Source organism: Enterococcus rivorum (assembly GCF_001742285.1).
GTDB classification, from domain to species: Bacteria; Bacillota; Bacilli; order Lactobacillales; family Enterococcaceae; genus Enterococcus_L; species Enterococcus_L rivorum.
The window spans coordinates 1-17,535 of sequence record NZ_MIEK01000043.1; the positions used below are offsets into that span (position 1 = coordinate 1).

The window sequence follows — 17,535 nt, forward strand, 5'->3', positions numbered from 1 at the left end:
ATTTGTCTTCACTCCTTATAATTCTTTCGTCAGAACTATTTTGAGTGTAGCACAAATGACTTTTTTAGTTGTCTAGCTTAATTTTACTATCGGCGTATATTTAAAATATCCTGAATTTATTCGATTTATTTAGACCCTTTTACAAAACTCGCTTTAAATATTGACCTGTATAACTATTTTTCACTACCGCTATCTCTTCTGGTGTTCCTGTTGCGACAATAGTTCCACCACCATCTCCACCTTCTGGTCCTAAATCAATAACATGATCCGCAGACTTAATCACATCCAAATTATGCTCAATAACTAATACTGTATTTCCTGCTTCAACCAACCGTTCCAATACTAGTAATAGTCTTGCAATATCATCGGTATGCAAACCAGTAGTCGGTTCATCCAAGATATAAAAGTTCTTCCCATTGGAAATTTTATGCAATTCGCTGGCAAGCTTCATTCGCTGTGCCTCGCCACCTGATAATGTAGTTGCTGGTTGCCCAAGAGTAACATAACCTAATCCTACATCCACTATCGTTTTTAATTTCCGATGAATTTTAGGAATATGCTTGAAAAACTCTACTGCATCTTCCACAGTCAGCTCTAAAATATCAGAGATATTTTTGCCTTTGTAATATACTTCTAACGTTTCTGAGTTATATCGTTTGCCATGACAAACTTCACAAGGAACATAGACGTCTGGTAAAAAATGCATTTCAATCTTTATAATACCGTCTCCTCGACAGGCTTCACAACGACCGCCTTTGACATTAAAACTAAAACGACCTTTTTTATACCCACGAACCTTTGCTTCATTCGTTTGAGCAAATAAATCACGGACATCATCAAACACACTTGTATAAGTGGCTGGATTACTTCTTGGCGTACGACCAATTGGGCTTTGGTCAATATCGATAATTTTTTCAATTGTTTCATAGCCAGAAATACTCTTGTGTTTCCCTGGTTTATTAGAGTTACGATTAATTTTTTGTGCAAGAGCTTTTTTAAGAATTTGATTCACTAAGGTACTTTTTCCAGAACCAGATACTCCGGTTACAGCAACAAATTCCCCCAATGGAAATTCTACCGAAACATTTTTCAGATTATTTTCTGCAGCACCAGTGATTTTAAGCTTCTTCCCATTTCCTTTACGACGTTCTTTCGGGACAGGAATTACTTTTTTTCCAGAAAGATATTGTCCTGTTAATGATTTTGGATTTTTAGCTACCTCTTCTGGTGTCCCAGATGCCACAATTTCTCCACCTAAATGTCCCGCACCTGGTCCCACATCAATTAAATAGTCCGAAGCTCTCATAGTGTCTTCATCATGTTCCACAACGATTAATGTGTTGCCTAAATCCCTCATTTTTTTCAGAGAATCAATTAATCGGTCATTGTCTCTTTGGTGTAGACCGATAGAAGGTTCATCAAGGATATATAACACACCAGATAAATTTGAACCAATTTGAGTGGCCAAACGAATTCTTTGCGCTTCTCCCCCAGATAAGGAACCTGCTGCCCGACTGAGTGTCAAGTAATCTAAGCCAACATTTTTCAAGAAATTCAGGCGATCTTCTACTTCTTTTAAAATCGGTTTGGCAATAATTTTTTCTTGGGTTGATAATTCAACGTTTTCAAAAAATTCAATCGCATTTTTAATTGCCAAATCAGTTATTTGCCCAATGTTTTTATCAGCAACTTTAACGGAGAGTGCTTGCTGATTCAAACGATACCCTTTACAACTGCGACAGGTCAATTCAGTCATGTATAGACGCATTTGATCTCTAGTAAAGTCACTATTCGTTTCGTGATAGCGACGCTTTATATTCGTTAAAATCCCTTCAAAAGGAACTTCTACGTCACGAACTCCACCAAAATCATTTTCATAATGAAAGTGGAACGGTTCTCCGTTTGATCCATTCAAAATAATCTCTTGATGTTCTTCTGGCAATTCATTAAAAGGTGTATCCATGTCGATGTTAAAGCTTTCAGCTGCCTGCTGAAGCATTTGAGGATAATATTGAGAACTAATTGGATTCCAAGGTACAATTGCACCTTCACGTAACGTTTTTGTCCCATCAGGAATAACTAAATCCCTGTCTACTTCCAATTTTACACCTAATCCATCACAGTCTGAACAAGCTCCAAAGGGGGCATTGAAAGAAAATAAACGCGGTTCCAATTCTCCCACTGTAAACCCACAGTATGGGCAAGCATAATGTTCGCTAAACAGCATTTCCTCTTTGCCAATCACATCAACTAATGCATAACCATCTGCCAAACGCAAAGCCGCTTCAAAAGAATCAAATAAACGAGAACGAACACCTTCTTTTATAACAATTCGGTCAACTACTATCGCGATATCATGTTTTTTATTCTTCTCTAGTTCTGGCAATTCGCTAATATCATACGTTTCGCCATCTACACGAACACGAACATATCCTTCTCTTTGGATCATTTCAAATACTTTTTTATGTTGTCCTTTTTTCTTAACAATAACAGGTGCTAAAATTTGTGCTTTTGTCTTTTCTGGTAATTCCAAGACTTTATCTACCATCTGCTCAACAGATTGACTGGTAATTTCAATATGATCATTCGGACAAATAGGATGGCCTACCCGTGCAAAAAGCAATCGCAGATAATCATTTATTTCTGTTACCGTTCCTACTGTAGAACGTGGGTTTTTACTTGTTGTTTTCTGGTCAATTGATATCGCTGGACTTAATCCATCAATACTATCAACATCTGGTTTGTCCATTTGCCCTAAAAACTGTCTTGCATAGGCAGAAAGGCTTTCAACATAACGACGTTGGCCTTCCGCATATAACGTATCAAAAGCAAGAGAACTTTTCCCAGATCCAGAAAGTCCAGTGACTACAACCAATTTATCTCGAGGTATTGTGACGTCAATATCTTTTAAGTTATGAGCGCGTGCTCCATGAATTACAATCTTATCATTTGCCATTATCCGTCTCCTATTCTGCTGCTTTCAATTCTAAAATGGTATCTCTTAGCGTTGCGGCAGTTTCAAAATCAAGAGCTTTCGCCGCATCTTTCATTTCTTTCTCTAATTTCATTAGCAAGTCAGCTTTTTCTTTTCGTGTCAATTCATGATAGGATTTGCCTACTTCATAAGCTGCATCTTCTTCGGCAACTTTAGAGATAGAAATCAAATCACGAATTTCTTTAATAATTGTTTTAGGCACAATCCCATGTTCTTCATTATATTTTTCTTGAATAGAACGACGACGAGCAGTTTCATCAATTGCTTTCTGCATAGAATCGGTAATTTTATCTCCATACATTATCACTCGGCCTTCTTCATTACGCGCGGCTCGACCAATTGTTTGAATCAAAGAGCGTTCACTTCTCAAGAACCCTTCTTTATCCGCATCTAGAATCGCAATTAATGATACTTCTGGAACATCCAGTCCTTCTCTCAGCAAGTTGATTCCTACTAATACATCGAACTCACCTAGGCGTAAGTCGCGAATAATTTCCGTTCGTTCTAATGTTTTAATATCACTATGAAGATATTTGACTTTGATTCCCAATTCTTTGAAATAATCAGTTAAATCTTCTGACATCTTTTTCGTCAAAGTAGTTACAAAAACACGTTGGTTCTTCGCTACACGCTCATTGATTTCTCCAACTAAATCATCAATTTGTCCCATAATTGGACGAACTTCGATTAACGGATCAAGCAAGCCTGTTGGACGGATAATTTGCGGAATCACAGTCTCAGTCTGCTCATGTTCGTAAGGACCTGGCGTTGCTGAAACATAGATAATTTGATGGACGTGTTCTTCAAATTCTTCTAGACGCAATGGACGATTATCTAAGGCACTCGGTAAACGGAAACCATAATCCACAAGCATTTGTTTTCTTGCTCGATCGCCATTATACATCCCACGAATTTGAGGCATACTTACATGCGACTCATCTACCACTAATAGAAAATCATCTGGGAAAAAGTCAATCAACGTATATGGAGGTTCTCCTTCACTTCGTCCATCCATATGTCTAGAATAGTTTTCAATCCCTGATGTATAGCCCATTTCACGCATCATTTCAATATCATAATTCGTTCGTTGTTCTAAACGTTGCGCTTCTAAGAGTTTATTTTCTGAGCGAAGTTCTTTTAATCTTCCTTCTAGCTCTTCTTGAATCTGAGAAATCGCTTGTTCCATATGTTCTTCGTTTGTTACAAAGTGTGTTGCTGGAAAAATCACAACATGTTCTGTCTCACCAGTTACTTCACCAGTCAGTGCATCAACTTCACGAATCCGTTCAATTTCATCTCCAAAAAATTCGATTCGTAAGGCATTTTCATCACGAGAAACAGGAAATATTTCTACCACATCGCCACGGACACGAAAACGTCCCCGCTGAAAATCAATGTCGTTTCTTTCATACTGTATGTCCACTAAACTTCTTAATAATTCACTACGATCCATTTCCATGCCTACTCGTAAAGAAACAACTTGTTCGCTATACTCTTTCGGATCACCTAATCCAAAAATACAAGAAACGGAGGCAACAACAATCACATCATTTCGCTCAAGTAATGAACTCGTTGCTGAGTGTCGTAGTTTATCTATCTCATCATTAATACTGGCATCTTTTTCGATATATGTATCGCTAGAAGGGACATAGGCTTCTGGTTGGTAATAATCATAATAACTGACGAAATATTCGACTGCATTATTAGGAAAAAACTCTTTAAATTCGCCATACAACTGGCCTGCTAAGGTTTTATTATGGGCAATGACTAGGGTTGGTTTATTGATTTCTTTAATCACATTGGAAATAGTAAATGTTTTACCTGTACCTGTTGCACCCAATAAAATTTGAGCTTTTTCGCCACCTTCAATTCCTTCTACTAATTTTTTAATAGCAACTGGTTGATCCCCATCCGGCTTATACTTGGAAACTAAGTCAAAGGTATTGGAGGTCTCTCTCTCTATCATCTAATTTCCTCCTTTAACAATAAGTAAATTAGTACTTTATTATTCTATAAATACATCAAAAAATGAAACAAATCGTTCGTTTCATTTCTTCCATCATTTTAACATACCGAACATATTTTCGCTAGTTTAATAAAAAAATACATCTGCACTTTAATTTATTAAACGCATGTAACAAAACGTTACATCTCATGTCAGAAGTTCAGCATTTTTTCATTTTCCTTAACCTACCTACTTGTATTTTTGCTATTTTATGCTTTATAATGATTGAATATGCAAACATAGGAGGTATTTTATGAAAAAGAAACACTTTTTTCTATCATTCATTGCCATGATGGCAACTCTAGTAACATTTTCTATTGGTTACTCGACACAAGCAGAGGAAAAAACATATACTATAGGAACAGATTTAACATTTGCTCCTTTTGAATTCCAAGATGACACCGGAAAATATACTGGGATTGACATCGACTTGCTTAATACAATAGCTGAAGAACAAGGGTTCAAGGTAGACTTAAAACCACTTGGCTTTGATAGTGCCATTCAAGCTGTTCAATCAAATCAAGTCGACGGAATGATTGCTGGCATGAGCATCACCGATGAGCGAAAAAAATCATTTGATTTCTCTGAACCTTATTTTGATAGCGGACTTCAAATGGCTGTCAAAGAAAACAATGACAAAATTAAAACATATACTGACTTAAAAGGTAAAACAGTTGCTGCTAAAGTAGGAACTGAAAGTGCTACTTTCTTAGAAAAAAATCAAGAAAAGTATGGTTATACGATTAAAAACTTTGATGATGCTACTGGTTTATATCAAGCATTACAAAATGGTGAAGCAGATGCCATTTTTGATGACTATCCTGTTTTAGGCTACGCTGTTACAAATGGTCAAAAGATAAAGCTAGTCGGTAAAAAAGAAACAGGCAGTTCATACGGATTTGCTGTAAAAAAAGGCAAAAATCCTGAGTTGATTGAAAAATTTAATGCTGGCTTAAAAGACTTAAAAGAATCAGGAAAATATGACCAAATTATTGCGAAGTATATTTCAACAGGTACTGAAGATAGTAGTGATGACAATACTGAAATGAAGCAAATTAATCCTTTAAAAGATTCATATGTGATTGCTAGTGATTCTACTTTCGCTCCTTTCGAATTCCAAAACTCTGATGGAGAGTATCAAGGAATAGATGTTGATTTAATGATTAGAATCGCTGAGTTACAAGGTTTCAATATCAACTTCAAATTTATTGGTTTTAGTTCTGCTGTTCAAGCAGTTGAATCTGGACAAGCTGACGGCATGATTGCAGGTATGACAATCACCAAAGAACGTGAAAAAGCCTTTGATTTTTCAGACCCTTATTTCAAGAGTGGCATTCAGCTGGCTGTAAAAAAAGGCAATGACACCATTAAATCTTATGAAGATTTAAAAGGTAAAACAGTTGGTGCTAAAATTGGTACTGAAAGTGCAGACTTCTTAGAAGCTAATAAAGACAAATATGGTTATTCAATCAAATATTTAGATACAACTGATGCTTTATACAGCGCCTTAGAAATTGGTGAAATTGTGGCAATGATGGATGATTATCCTGTCATTGGTTACGGAATTGCTCAAAATCAACCATTAGCTACTCCTATTCCTCGCGAAGAAGGTGGTTCTTATGGCTTTGCTGTGAAAAAAGGTAAAAATCCTGAATTAATTGAAATGTTTAATGAAGGACTAAAAGAATTAAAACGTACAGGTGAGTACGACGAAATCGTTGGAACTTATATCAAAGATGGTAGCGTAGAAAACAAAGTTGATGAGTCGACTCTTATAGGAATGCTTAAAAATAATTGGCCACGTCTACTAAGTGGATTATGGATGACTATTCAGTTAACATTAATCTCATTCATTTTAGCTTTGATTGTCGGTGTTTTATTCGGACTATTTAGTGTGGCACCATCAAAAACTTTACGCTTTTTGGCTACTGTTTATGTAGATATTATTCGAGGAATTCCTCTTATGGTGTTAGCATTCTTTATTTACTTCGGACTTCCTGGTGTTTTAGGGTTCAATATTCCTGTGTTTATTGCCGGGATCATCACTTTAACCTTAAATGCAAGTGCCTATATTTCTGAGATTGTTCGTGGTGGTATTAATGCAGTACCTGTTGGCCAAATGGAAGCTTCCAGAAGTTTAGGCTTGTCTTACAACAAAACGATGCGGAAAATTATCTTACCACAAGCAATCAAAATTATGATTCCGTCATTTGTAAACCAATTTGTTATCTCATTAAAAGATACAACAATTCTTTCAGCAATTGGGTTAATTGAATTACTTCAAACAGGAAAAATTATCGTTGCTCGTAACTTACAAAGTACAATGGTTTACTTCGTCATTGCACTACTTTACTTAATTTTAATTACTGCTTTGACAAAATTAGCAAAAGTTTTAGAAAAGAGGGTGAAATAAATGGCAGAAAAAATCCTTGTAGAACATCTAGTTAAGAAATATGGTGAAAATACTGTGTTAAACGATATCAATGTTTCTATCCAAGAAGGCGATGTCGTTTGTGTCATTGGCCCTTCTGGCTCAGGAAAAAGCACTTTCTTACGTTGCCTAAACCAATTAGAAGAAGCAACTAGCGGAGATATCATTATTGATGGTGCTAATCTTACCGACAAAAATACTGACATTAATAAAATTCGTCAACATATTGGGATGGTGTTTCAACATTTTAATTTGTTCCCACATTTGTCTGTATTAGAAAATATTACTTTAGCTCCGACTGATTTAGGTCGTTTATCTAAAGAAGAAGCTGAAGCCAAGGCGATAAAATTGTTAGAAACAGTTGGTTTAGCTGACAAAAAAGATAGTTATCCAAAATCTCTTTCTGGTGGACAAAAACAGCGTGTAGCAATTGCTAGGGCGCTAGCTATGAACCCAGACATTATGCTTTTCGATGAACCAACTTCCGCACTAGATCCTGAAATGGTCGGTGATGTACTAAATGTTATGAAAAAATTAGCTAAACAAGGCATGACCATGGTGATTGTAACTCACGAAATGGGCTTTGCAAAAGAAGTCGCTAATCGCGTAATGTTTATTGATGGAGGCAATTTCTTAGAAGATGGCACACCGAAACAAATCTTTGAAAATCCTCAAAATGAACGAACAAAAGATTTTCTAGATAAAGTTCTCAATATTTAAACTAAGAAAAATTCAAAGAATCCTGAATGAGCATTGACTTGCAGCTCATTCAGGATTCTTTTAGATTTATTGAAAGTATTTTTTCACATAGCTGTCAGTTGTCAACATTCCTGCAACCAGATCTTCTACCGTCAAGCTCATTGGCATTTGTTCTAAGCTATCCCCTTTTAGTGTTGCTTGCTGGGCAACAGCTAATAATTCATCGCTAGTAGGCTCTTTTGAAAAAACTGATTCTAATGTTGTTGGTAATCCGAGTCGTTGGTAGAATTCAATGTACTTATCAATCGTCTCCCTCGGTTGATTCTCTAAAAATAATTGTACAAGAGTACCGAAAGCTACTTTTTCACCATGCGTCAGCCGATGAACGTCCCCAGAAACGGCTGAAAAGCCATTATGAATCGCGTGAGCTGCTGCTAATCCTCCACTTTCAAATCCTAAACCGCTAAGTAACGTATTCGCTTCTATGACAGCTTCTAACGCTTCTGTTACTACTTTTTCTTCATTGGCTTCAATCGCTTGTAAACTGTAGCTAAATAGAACCTCTTCACATTTTTCGGCAATAGCTAATGCTGTAATTGTTTGTCTACCACCTAGAGTGTTTTCACCATTTTTACGGTGTACGGCCCTTGCTTCCACCGCTGTCGCCAGTGCATCTGCAATACCTGAAATCAATAATCGGACAGGTGCTTTAGCAATTACTTCTGTATCCACTAAGATCAAATCAGGATTTTTTTTATAGTAGACATACTTTTGAAAACAGCCATCTTCCTTATACAAAACAGCTATTGAAGACGTTGGCGCATCTGTCGAAGCTGTAGTAGGTATAATAGCTACTGCTAAACCTAATTCGTTTCCGATAGCTTTCCCAGTATCAATTAGTTTCCCACCACCTAAAGACAAAATCACTTCAATTTTCTCTGTTTTAATTTTCTGGATAAGCCGTTGAATTTCGTTTTCAGTTGTTTCACCAGTAAATATTTCGGTAAAAACTTCGACTCCTTCAGATTTTAGTTTAGCTTCGAATTCTTTTCCAGCAATCTCCCAAACCATTGCATCAGTCAAAAGTACAACTTTCTGACCTAATTCTTGAATGTAAGTAATCCCTGTTTTTAATAAACCTTTTCCTTGAACATATTTTGAAGGACTTGAAAAAATTTTTTCCACTACTCTCACCTCTTTTTATATTAGTGTGGCATATGATTAGTGGAATGGCAAGATTTTGTTCACTGATGAACAAAAAAATACAAGTGAAACTTCAACTAAATCGAAGCTTCACTTGTGTTTTTTACAGACTATAACATTTGGTTTGTATTACACAGCTTTTGTATTCATTTGGTTCTTTTTAACATAGCGGTTATCGGGATGATTACTACATTCTTCTGAACAACCGCCAAGATGTTTGGCTTCATTTTCTTCTGATGCTAGAATTTGTTTATTACAATAAGGGTTGGCACAGTTTATATATCGTTCGCAAGGTGTCCCATCAAACCAATCCTTACCGATTATTTTTTTATCTACATGATTGATTTCAACACTAATGCGATCATCAAAAACGTACATTTTTCCATCCCACAATTCGCCACGAACTTCAGGATCTTTTCCGTAAACTGCAATTCCTCCATGTAGTTGAGATACATCTTTGAACCCTTCTTTTAGCAACCAGCCAGAAAATTTCTCACAACGAATACCACCAGTACAATAAGTTACTACTTTTTTATCCATAAATTTTTCTTTATTGTCTTTAATCCATTGAGGAAGCTCACGGAAATTACGAATGTCAGGTCGAACAGCTCCTCTAAAATGCCCTAAATCATATTCATAATCGTTTCTGGCATCAATCACTACTGTTTCTTCATCAAGTAAGGCTTCACGAAATTCTTTAGGCTCTAGATACTTGCCTGTCGTTTTCAAAGGATCGACATCATCTTCTAAATTAAGGGCAACTAATTCCCCTCTTGGGCGAACAAATAATTTGCGAAAAACATGAGCTTCTTCTTTATCTACCTTAAAATAGGTATCCTTAAAGCGTTCATCAGCCTGCATCCATTCCATATACTTTTCTGTATCTTCTGTAAGCCCCGAAAGCGTCCCATTGATTCCTTCTTCCGCCACCAAAATTCTACCTTTTAAATTCAACGATTGGCACAGTGCAAAGTGCTCATTCGCAAAAGCTTCTGGATCTTTAATAGTCGTGTATTTATAATAAAGTAATACTTGATAATCCATTTTAAACTTCTCCTTTTCCTCTTTAATCTCACTTATTATATATAAAGGAAAAATGGAAAAGCTATTATTTTGCTTGTGTATTTTCACACAAAAAAAGAAGAAACAAAACTTACAACAGTTTGTTTCTCTCTTTTCATTTTATCTTAAAAATTTGTCGTCTATTGTGTATTATTCACCTGATACAGCAAAATAATTATCATCATTGTCGGCGAAGTTAAATACTAGCCCTGTAGGTAATTGAACTAAATCTCCAACTTTTACACCAGACTCTTGCATACTTTTATAAAGCTTCATAATATCGTCACTTTGGAACATTAATGAAGGGGTATTCCCTGCTACTTCTGGAGAGTGTTGCTGTATAAAAGCTAAATCATATAAGACAATTCTAGTTTCAGCTGTAGCACTAGGGGCTATTTCTACAACAATCGTTCCATCCACATGGTCTCTTTCCACTTCTACGAACCCAATTTTTTGCCAAAATTCGCTAGAAGCATTGACATCTGTAACATATAACATAATTTTCATTTGATTTGAAAACATTTTTTTCTCTCCTTGCTCTCTTAAAGTCACTTACTTATTATATACTTCTTATGATACTTTATGTTATTCTAAATGAAAAAAATTTTGATTTCAGGAGTGAAATGATATGAAATTGACTGTTTTGGTAGATAATAATGTATACATTGATCATTACTATTCTGGCGAACCCGCTTTATCTTTTTATATTGAAGACGGTTCAAAAAAAATTCTATTCGATACAGGTTATAGTGATACTTTTTATACTAACGCTAAAAAATTAGGAATTGATTTATCTATGGTTACTGAAGTTGTTTTCTCACATGGCCATAATGACCACACTGGTGGTTTACCTGTCTTAGAAACGATATTTAAAGAACAAAAACCTACAATTATTGCTCACCCATTAACCTTTTATCCAAAACAAGCATGTGAAGAAGAGATTGGTTCTGCGATTTCCCTTGAAGAACTTTCTAAAAAATACAGTTTACAATTATCTAAAGATCCTGTAAAGCTTTCAGAACGACTGACATTTTTGGGAGAAATTCCTGAAATTGTTCTTTTCGAGCCTAGAAAGCAAGTTGGAGAGACAAAGCTAGCTGGAAAATTTGTTCCAGATTATGTTACAGATGATTCGGCTATCGTATATGAAGGAAAAAACGGGATTTATATTATTACAGGTTGTTCTCACAGTGGGATAAGGATGTGTCTGAAAACTACAGCGACAAATATTTTCGCGAGTTGCATGTAACTCGTTGTCAGAAAGCCTCGCTGATGCACCACATAAGCTGCGTTTTCTTCCTAGATTTCCACACAATTCTCTGAAAAACTTGGATTTCACCATAGTTTTCAGACGCATCCTAGCAATATTTGCGAATATGCGAAACAAGTAACGAAGCAAACAAATATTTTAGGCGTTATTGGTGGCTTTCATTTATTTGAAGAGGACCAGCAATTAGTTGAAACGATAGCTTACTTTAGGGCAAATGAAATTTCTGAACTTTATCCTTGTCACTGTGTTTCCTTTAATGCTAAGGCCGCGATACATAAGCAAATACCAATTGGAGGAGTCGGAGTTGGGATGAAGCTTGAGTGGGAATAAACTTGAACAGATATTATTAATAAGCAACAGTCATTTTATGTTATTAACTAAAAAAGAAGGAGAAAGGAAATAATGGAAAATTTTCATGTAGAGGTAATTGAACTAGATAGCAGTGGAGGAAAGCTTTATCCAGTTTTACTATGGGATCAAGAGGACGTAATTCTAATTGATACTGGTCTTCCTGAAACGCTACAACAGTTAATTAAAAAAATAGAAGAACTTGGTTTCCCTATTTCTTCCATTACTAAAGTAATCTTAACACATCAAGATCTGGACCATATGGGTAACGCTAACTATTTTGAGCCTTTTGATACAAAAATTTATGCTTCAAAAATAGATACTCCTTATATTAATGGTTCTAAAGAATTACTTAAGTTTAATGTTCTTAAAAACAAGTCTAATAGAACTGAGATTGAAGACGAAATTTATCAAGTGATTAAGAAAAACATGGCAAAATCCCACGTAGATATCGATTTTGAATTAAGCGAAAAGAATGACGAAATCATTTTTGAAAAAATTCAGGTTATCAATACTCCGGGACATACACCAGGACATATCAGCATCTATTTACCTGCTGAAAAAGTATTAATCGCGGGAGATGCGATAACTATTAGTGAAACAGGAATTCAGCCACCAGACATTAATTTTTGTAGTGACTTTAATGCCGCTATGGAATCTTACAAAAAAATAATGAATACTGATTTTAATCAGATTATCTCTTATCATGATGGGAAATTCATGTTTTAACTAACTACAAAAGAGCTGATTGGCATCAATAAAAGAGAGCGTGAATCAAATACGATTGCCATTAAAAACATCCTGCATATTTTGTGATTAAAGAGTTGCGATACACTCATAATATTGTAGCCCAACAACTCTTTGTTTATGATAAAAAAGAAAAAAAGCAAAGAATAAATCCTCTCTAGAAATGCCGTAATATCGGTTATCTCTAGAGAGGATTCTTAAAAATGGGTAAAATTAGTCAGCATTTTAATACTTCCTGTCTCAGTACTTCCCTTTAATGACAAAAAATGAACCTCGAATCTCTCCGGCGAGCTTCGATTTTTGACGAGCAAATTTAAACTTCCCTTCAAATTCGACTGGTATTTCCATTCCTTCAGAAAGTTTAAATCCAACCGCCCGCTTGCCATCGTCAGCAAGACTATACAAAACATTTACAACTAAACCATTTTCATAAAAAACATAGGCAAATTTTGTATTATCTACTTCAAAGCTTGATACTTCTAGCGGTTTATAAGGAAACTTCAGCTCCCGTTCTACCAAAATTTTTTCAATCCAGTGAAGCGTTTCAGAGTCCTCAGCAACAGGTACTGTAACAAATTCATGTTTAAATTTATTCCAATAATAGCGTGCCTCATTCGCACGAAGACCAGCTAAAGCTGCTGCTACTGGCGAAGCTTCAAATCCGATGATAGAAACGTTTTTAAAATCTACTTTGTATGACATAGTTATCCCTCTTTTCATTTGAATTTCTATCTTGATTATAACAACTGTGCCCCTTTTGATAAAAGAAAACTACTTTTAAGAAGAATCCTGTCAATTGGTTCCTCTCTTTTAGGTAAAGAGTCATCTAGGAAACTCTACTCCATTGCTATCACTACCTTTTAAAGGGGCTTTGGGTATATTTCCCTCCTCTTTTTAAGTGCTTATTTTTCAATTCATCAAGTGGAGCATCACACAAAGAAAATAACTTATTGTAAATAAAATAGCAGAACTACTGGTAGTTGGTGCCAGTAACCGTTTCTAGAAGCCAATGCGAATTACTTGGGCTTGCTATTGATTTTAACTGAGACCTGACCCTTTGGACTCAGAGCGGTTCCACGGTTTTCACGGCTACAACTGCTAGTAGTGGAGCGGATATAGTTTCCTACTTCACTCGGAAAAGTAAAAAAAACACCTGCTTAACTAATTATTGTTATAATCGTTAATGAGTGAAAAAAATTTAGGAGAATACTACTATGAAATCTACGTTAATTATTTTACGAGGAAATTCTGGAGCTGGAAAGACTACAACAGCTAAAAGATTATTTAAACATCAATAATGAAAAAATTCTGTCTGATGCGCTTGATGAAACAGACGTGCTGAATTGCATTTTGCATGATATTCTATAAGCAATCATCTTCAACTATTAATGAATATCATAATCAAAAAGGAGAACCTATATGAACTTTTTTCTTTTACTCATACTTTTTTTACTGGTTAGCATACTATTATTTTTCCATTTAATTCAACAATCCAAACAACCAAAAGGATTTATTGGAAAATGGATGATGACTCTCTGGAATCAATCATATTTACCAATGGTGAGATGGTCAATCAGTTTGCTCCCGCAACAAAAGCCAAAAAATATTTTGGATATTGGTATTGGAAATGGTCTGTCAACAACATTTTTAGCTGATACTTTTAGAAATGCTAAAGTTCATGGCATTGATTTATCTGCCGAAGCAATCAAAGCTTCTCAAAATAGAAAAAATTCTTTCGATCACTCAATTTCATTTTCTCAGCAATCTATCAATCAAACTACTTTTTCAACTAGGGAATTTCACCTTATTACCGCTTTCCAAACTCATTTTCACTGGGAAAATATCGGAGAATGTTTTGAGGAAATTCACCGTATATTAGACGACAATGGAACTTTATTAATTTCCTGTGAATTTGCAAAACTAGCTTATTTTCTCAAACAGTTTAGTAACAAAAACTACTTTGAAGCTTTTTTAGAAGAAAGAGGATTTTTACTACATTCTGTCGAAAAGAAAAACGGATGGATTTCATATACTATTTATAAAAAAACGTAATACCAAAAACTGTTCAAGCCCCTTTGTTTTTCCTCATCAATTAGAAGCTGAAAAAGAGTCTGAGACAAAACCAAAGAACAGGTTTATCTCAGACTCTAACGCTTAATAAAAAAGTAGCTAAAAGTCAGGTTTTTCGACATTTTCGCAAAAAACAAATAGTACGCTTTTGGTAATGCTCGTTTTTTCTTTAACTGCTCAAACTTAAACGACTTTTAGCTCAACCTTTTTTTGCTATACACTTTTTAACTAGGAATAATTCCTGGATCTACTATATACTTAACAACACTACATATAACAAAATAAACTAACAACACTATCAACATATTTTTATACCATTTTTTCTCTTTAACTTTTTCGTAGCTTTTATCAACTTCTGGCTTAAGCCACCGAATAGTAATAAACGATAAAACACCCCAAGCAATTGCCGACTGCAAGCAGATTCTCCCTTGGAAATTCATAAATTTATCCGTATAGTCCCAATAATCGTGATGCAAAACAAAGCTACAAAAATAGCTGCCAATAAGCTCAAATAGAGACATCAAAATCATCCCTATAAAAAAAAGCTGAACTGGTTTCTTTTTCAAACCACCCAGAGTATAACAAATAATAATAGCGCCATAGCCATACATATCAATCATGGGCAATCCCCAAACTAAGCGAAGCTGACCTAAAAAAGAATCGTTAGCTATTTGGGGGAAATAATAATGAACAGTTTGTTTGGCAAAGAAAAAACCACGATAACTAAAGTGATTAAATTCTATCAATACTGCACCCGTTTCAAATAACCACCCTAACAATGAAAAAACGAATAGATATGTCAATAGACGATAATAATCAAATGTTTTAAGTTTCTCACTTATTTTCTGCATAAAATCCTCACTAATCAACATAATAATTCTACTTTATCATTTAAACCACATTCCTTCAATTATTAAGATACTAAAAAAGATTCTGCTTAAAATAGCAGAATCTTATATAAATACAGCCCTTTTTATTTCTATAACTTTTTATGCCTCTGCTTCCACAACTCTTGATTGATCATTTAGAACGTCTAAATCTAATTCGTTGATTTTCGCACTAGTCACTAATCCTGCTACCATAGTATCACTAACATTGATTGCTGTTCTAGCCATATCTATCAACGGTTCTACCGAAATAACTAAACCAACAATCGCTACAGGCAAGTTCATTGCTCCAAGAACAATCAATGACGCAAATGTAGCACCACCACCAACTCCTGCTACACCAAATGAACTGATCGTCACAATTGCTACGAGCATTAGGATAAATTCTAAACTGAACACATTAATTCCCACAGTCGGTGCCACTATCGTTGCTAACATCGCTGGATAAACACCTGCACATCCATTTTGACCAATAGATAATCCAAAACTAGCGGCAAAGTTAGCGGTAGCATCATCTACACCAAGTGCTTTTGTTTGTGTTTCAATATTCAACGGTAAAGCTCCTGCACTGGATCTTGACGTAAATGCAAAACTTAAGACTGGAAACGCCTTTTTTAAATATTTAATCGGATTGACCTTAATGGTTATTAAGATTAGTAAATGAACGATTAAAATTGCTAGCAGCGCAGCATAAGAGGCTACCACAAATTTACCTAAATTGAGAATCGCATTAAAGTCACTTGAAGCAACTACGTTCGTCATTAAAGCCAAAACGCCATACGGAGTTAACCGTAAAACAAGTGTAACAATTCGCATCGTAATTTTATATAAACTATCAATCAAATTCGCAAAAAATTCTGCTTCTTTTGGTGACTTTCTTTTAATGCCTAAATAAGCAATTCCGACAAATGCAGCAAATATTACCACACCAATCGTACTAGTGGGTCTCGTTCCTGCAAAATCAGCAAAAACATTTTTTGGAATAAAAGCAGTAATTTGTTCAGGAATTGATAGACTTTCAACCGTTTCTTGTCGCGTTGCTAATTCAGCTATCCGAGCTGTTTCTGCTGTTCCTTCAGTGAACTTCGCTCCTTGTAACCCAAAAAGTAACGTAGTACCAATACCTATTAAAGCAGCGATTGCAGTCGTACCAAGCAATGTTGCCAAAACAGTAAAACTAATTTTTCCTATTTTTTTTGACGCCGTCATTTTAGTGAAGGCTCCTACAATTGAAACAAAAACCAATGGAATTACTAACATTTGCAAAAAGGCTACATAACCATTTCCTACAATATTTATCCATTCCAAAGACTGGGTTGTCACACTATTTTTTGTCCCAAATATGAATTGAATAATTGCTCCAAATACAATTCCTACAGCTAATGCACTAAATACGCGGGTCGAAAACTTTAAATGCTTCGCCTGCATTTTGTAAAACCCATAAAGTAAACCAATAAAAGTTAGAACCACTAAAACAGTGATGAGTGTTGTCATTTTTTTTCCTCCTATGTTTTATTTTAAATGACAAGTCCATCGAGGAAGTAAAGGTTCCCTGGAACTATTCTTCAATAATTCCCCTGAAAATGAAGAAAATTTTCAGTGATACTCTTATTTTACCTTACTTTCTAATAAGATACATTTTCTAAGATTCTTTTTATGATAGAAAAAAAAGCTTGCGATAGCCAAAAACTATGGCTCTATAATATCTAGTGTTGGTGACCGATGTCGCCAGCACTTTTTTGCATAAAAAAAGACAGACACCTTCAAATCCTGTAGAATAAAGTCGACGAAAACCAATCTAAAGGAGAAATGAAGATG

Annotated in this window: 13 protein-coding genes; 5 read left to right on the forward strand and 8 right to left on the reverse strand. The window is 35.2% G+C overall.

What is annotated here, in order from left to right; translation table 11 throughout:
* Positions 1-139: 139 nt before the first annotated feature.
* Positions 140-2,956 (reverse strand): excinuclease ABC subunit UvrA, encoded by a 2,817-nt coding sequence (uvrA, locus tag BCR26_RS13095; protein ID WP_069699447.1) that lies wholly within the window; start codon positions 2,954-2,956, stop codon positions 140-142.
* Positions 2,957-2,966: 10 nt separating this feature from the next.
* Positions 2,967-4,961 carry an excinuclease ABC subunit UvrB gene (gene uvrB, locus BCR26_RS13100; protein ID WP_069699448.1) on the reverse strand — a complete coding sequence of 665 codons (1,995 nt, stop codon included), beginning with the start codon at positions 4,959-4,961 and terminating at the stop codon, positions 2,967-2,969.
* Between the two features lie 292 nt (positions 4,962-5,253).
* Here uvrB and BCR26_RS13105 point away from each other — a divergent pair, with 292 nt between their 5' ends.
* Entirely contained in the window at positions 5,254-7,413 is a 2,160-nt protein-coding gene (locus BCR26_RS13105; protein ID WP_069699449.1) for an amino acid ABC transporter substrate-binding protein/permease, read from the forward strand.
* On the forward strand, positions 7,414-8,151 hold the full coding sequence (locus tag BCR26_RS13110) for an amino acid ABC transporter ATP-binding protein (protein ID WP_069699450.1): 738 nt from the start codon (positions 7,414-7,416) through the stop codon (positions 8,149-8,151).
* Between the two features lie 66 nt (positions 8,152-8,217).
* Here the strand turns inward: BCR26_RS13110 and BCR26_RS13115 are convergent, their stop codons facing one another.
* The 3 genes from BCR26_RS13115 to BCR26_RS13125 form a co-directional block, all read right to left on the reverse strand.
* Positions 8,218-9,315 (reverse strand): glycerol dehydrogenase, encoded by a 1,098-nt coding sequence (locus tag BCR26_RS13115; RefSeq protein WP_069699451.1) that lies wholly within the window; start codon positions 9,313-9,315, stop codon positions 8,218-8,220.
* A gap of 147 nt (positions 9,316-9,462) precedes the next feature.
* A complete protein-coding gene (gene trhO / locus BCR26_RS13120; RefSeq protein ID WP_069699452.1) occupies positions 9,463-10,377 on the reverse strand; it encodes an oxygen-dependent tRNA uridine(34) hydroxylase TrhO in 915 nt (304 codons plus the stop codon).
* Positions 10,378-10,545: 168 nt separating this feature from the next.
* A complete protein-coding gene (locus tag BCR26_RS13125; RefSeq protein WP_069699453.1) occupies positions 10,546-10,917 on the reverse strand; it encodes a VOC family protein in 372 nt (123 codons plus the stop codon).
* A gap of 106 nt (positions 10,918-11,023) precedes the next feature.
* On the opposite strand from BCR26_RS13125, the gene BCR26_RS13130 reads away from it, so the two are divergent.
* The gene (locus tag BCR26_RS13130; protein WP_084387141.1) at positions 11,024-11,644 is read left to right on the forward strand and encodes an MBL fold metallo-hydrolase; all 621 of its coding nucleotides are present in this window, start codon (positions 11,024-11,026) and stop codon (positions 11,642-11,644) included.
* A gap of 423 nt (positions 11,645-12,067) precedes the next feature.
* Positions 12,068-12,742 (forward strand): MBL fold metallo-hydrolase, encoded by a 675-nt coding sequence (locus BCR26_RS13135; RefSeq protein WP_069699454.1) that lies wholly within the window; start codon positions 12,068-12,070, stop codon positions 12,740-12,742.
* Positions 12,743-13,000: 258 nt separating this feature from the next.
* On the opposite strand, the gene BCR26_RS13140 is transcribed toward BCR26_RS13135, so the two are convergent.
* Complete coding sequence (locus BCR26_RS13140; RefSeq protein WP_069699455.1) at positions 13,001-13,462, reverse strand: phage tail protein; 462 nt, start codon at positions 13,460-13,462, stop codon at positions 13,001-13,003.
* A gap of 855 nt (positions 13,463-14,317) precedes the next feature.
* Here BCR26_RS13140 and BCR26_RS13145 point away from each other — a divergent pair.
* A complete protein-coding gene (locus BCR26_RS13145) occupies positions 14,318-14,812 on the forward strand; it encodes a class I SAM-dependent methyltransferase (protein ID WP_342669762.1) in 495 nt (164 codons plus the stop codon).
* A gap of 242 nt (positions 14,813-15,054) precedes the next feature.
* Here BCR26_RS13145 and BCR26_RS13150 read toward each other — a convergent pair whose 3' ends face one another.
* Positions 15,055-15,681, reverse strand: coding sequence for a putative ABC transporter permease (locus BCR26_RS13150; RefSeq protein WP_069699458.1), 627 nt, complete (start codon positions 15,679-15,681; stop codon positions 15,055-15,057).
* A gap of 138 nt (positions 15,682-15,819) precedes the next feature.
* On the reverse strand, positions 15,820-17,211 hold the full coding sequence (locus tag BCR26_RS13155; RefSeq protein ID WP_069699457.1) for an L-cystine transporter: 1,392 nt from the start codon (positions 17,209-17,211) through the stop codon (positions 15,820-15,822).
* Positions 17,212-17,535 lie beyond the last annotated feature (324 nt).

What these genes read in the sequence shown, in the direction of transcription:
- uvrA (WP_069699447.1), bottom strand. Translation starts at nt 2,956, where the DNA reads ATGGCAAATGATAAGATTGTAATTCATGGAGCACGCGCTCATAACTTA.
- BCR26_RS13140 (WP_069699455.1), bottom strand. Translation starts at nt 13,462, where the DNA reads ATGTCATACAAAGTAGATTTTAAAAACGTTTCTATCATCGGATTTGAA.
- BCR26_RS13130 (WP_084387141.1), top strand. Translation starts at nt 11,024, where the DNA reads ATGAAATTGACTGTTTTGGTAGATAATAATGTATACATTGATCATTAC.
- trhO (WP_069699452.1), bottom strand. Translation starts at nt 10,377, where the DNA reads ATGGATTATCAAGTATTACTTTATTATAAATACACGACTATTAAAGAT.
- BCR26_RS13155 (WP_069699457.1), bottom strand. Translation starts at nt 17,211, where the DNA reads ATGACAACACTCATCACTGTTTTAGTGGTTCTAACTTTTATTGGTTTA.
- uvrB (WP_069699448.1), bottom strand. Translation starts at nt 4,961, where the DNA reads ATGATAGAGAGAGAGACCTCCAATACCTTTGACTTAGTTTCCAAGTAT.
- BCR26_RS13105 (WP_069699449.1), top strand. Translation starts at nt 5,254, where the DNA reads ATGAAAAAGAAACACTTTTTTCTATCATTCATTGCCATGATGGCAACT.
- BCR26_RS13135 (WP_069699454.1), top strand. Translation starts at nt 12,068, where the DNA reads ATGGAAAATTTTCATGTAGAGGTAATTGAACTAGATAGCAGTGGAGGA.
- BCR26_RS13110 (WP_069699450.1), top strand. Translation starts at nt 7,414, where the DNA reads ATGGCAGAAAAAATCCTTGTAGAACATCTAGTTAAGAAATATGGTGAA.
- BCR26_RS13125 (WP_069699453.1), bottom strand. Translation starts at nt 10,917, where the DNA reads ATGTTTTCAAATCAAATGAAAATTATGTTATATGTTACAGATGTCAAT.
- BCR26_RS13145 (WP_342669762.1), top strand. Translation starts at nt 14,318, where the DNA reads ATGGTGAGATGGTCAATCAGTTTGCTCCCGCAACAAAAGCCAAAAAAT.
- BCR26_RS13150 (WP_069699458.1), bottom strand. Translation starts at nt 15,681, where the DNA reads ATGCAGAAAATAAGTGAGAAACTTAAAACATTTGATTATTATCGTCTA.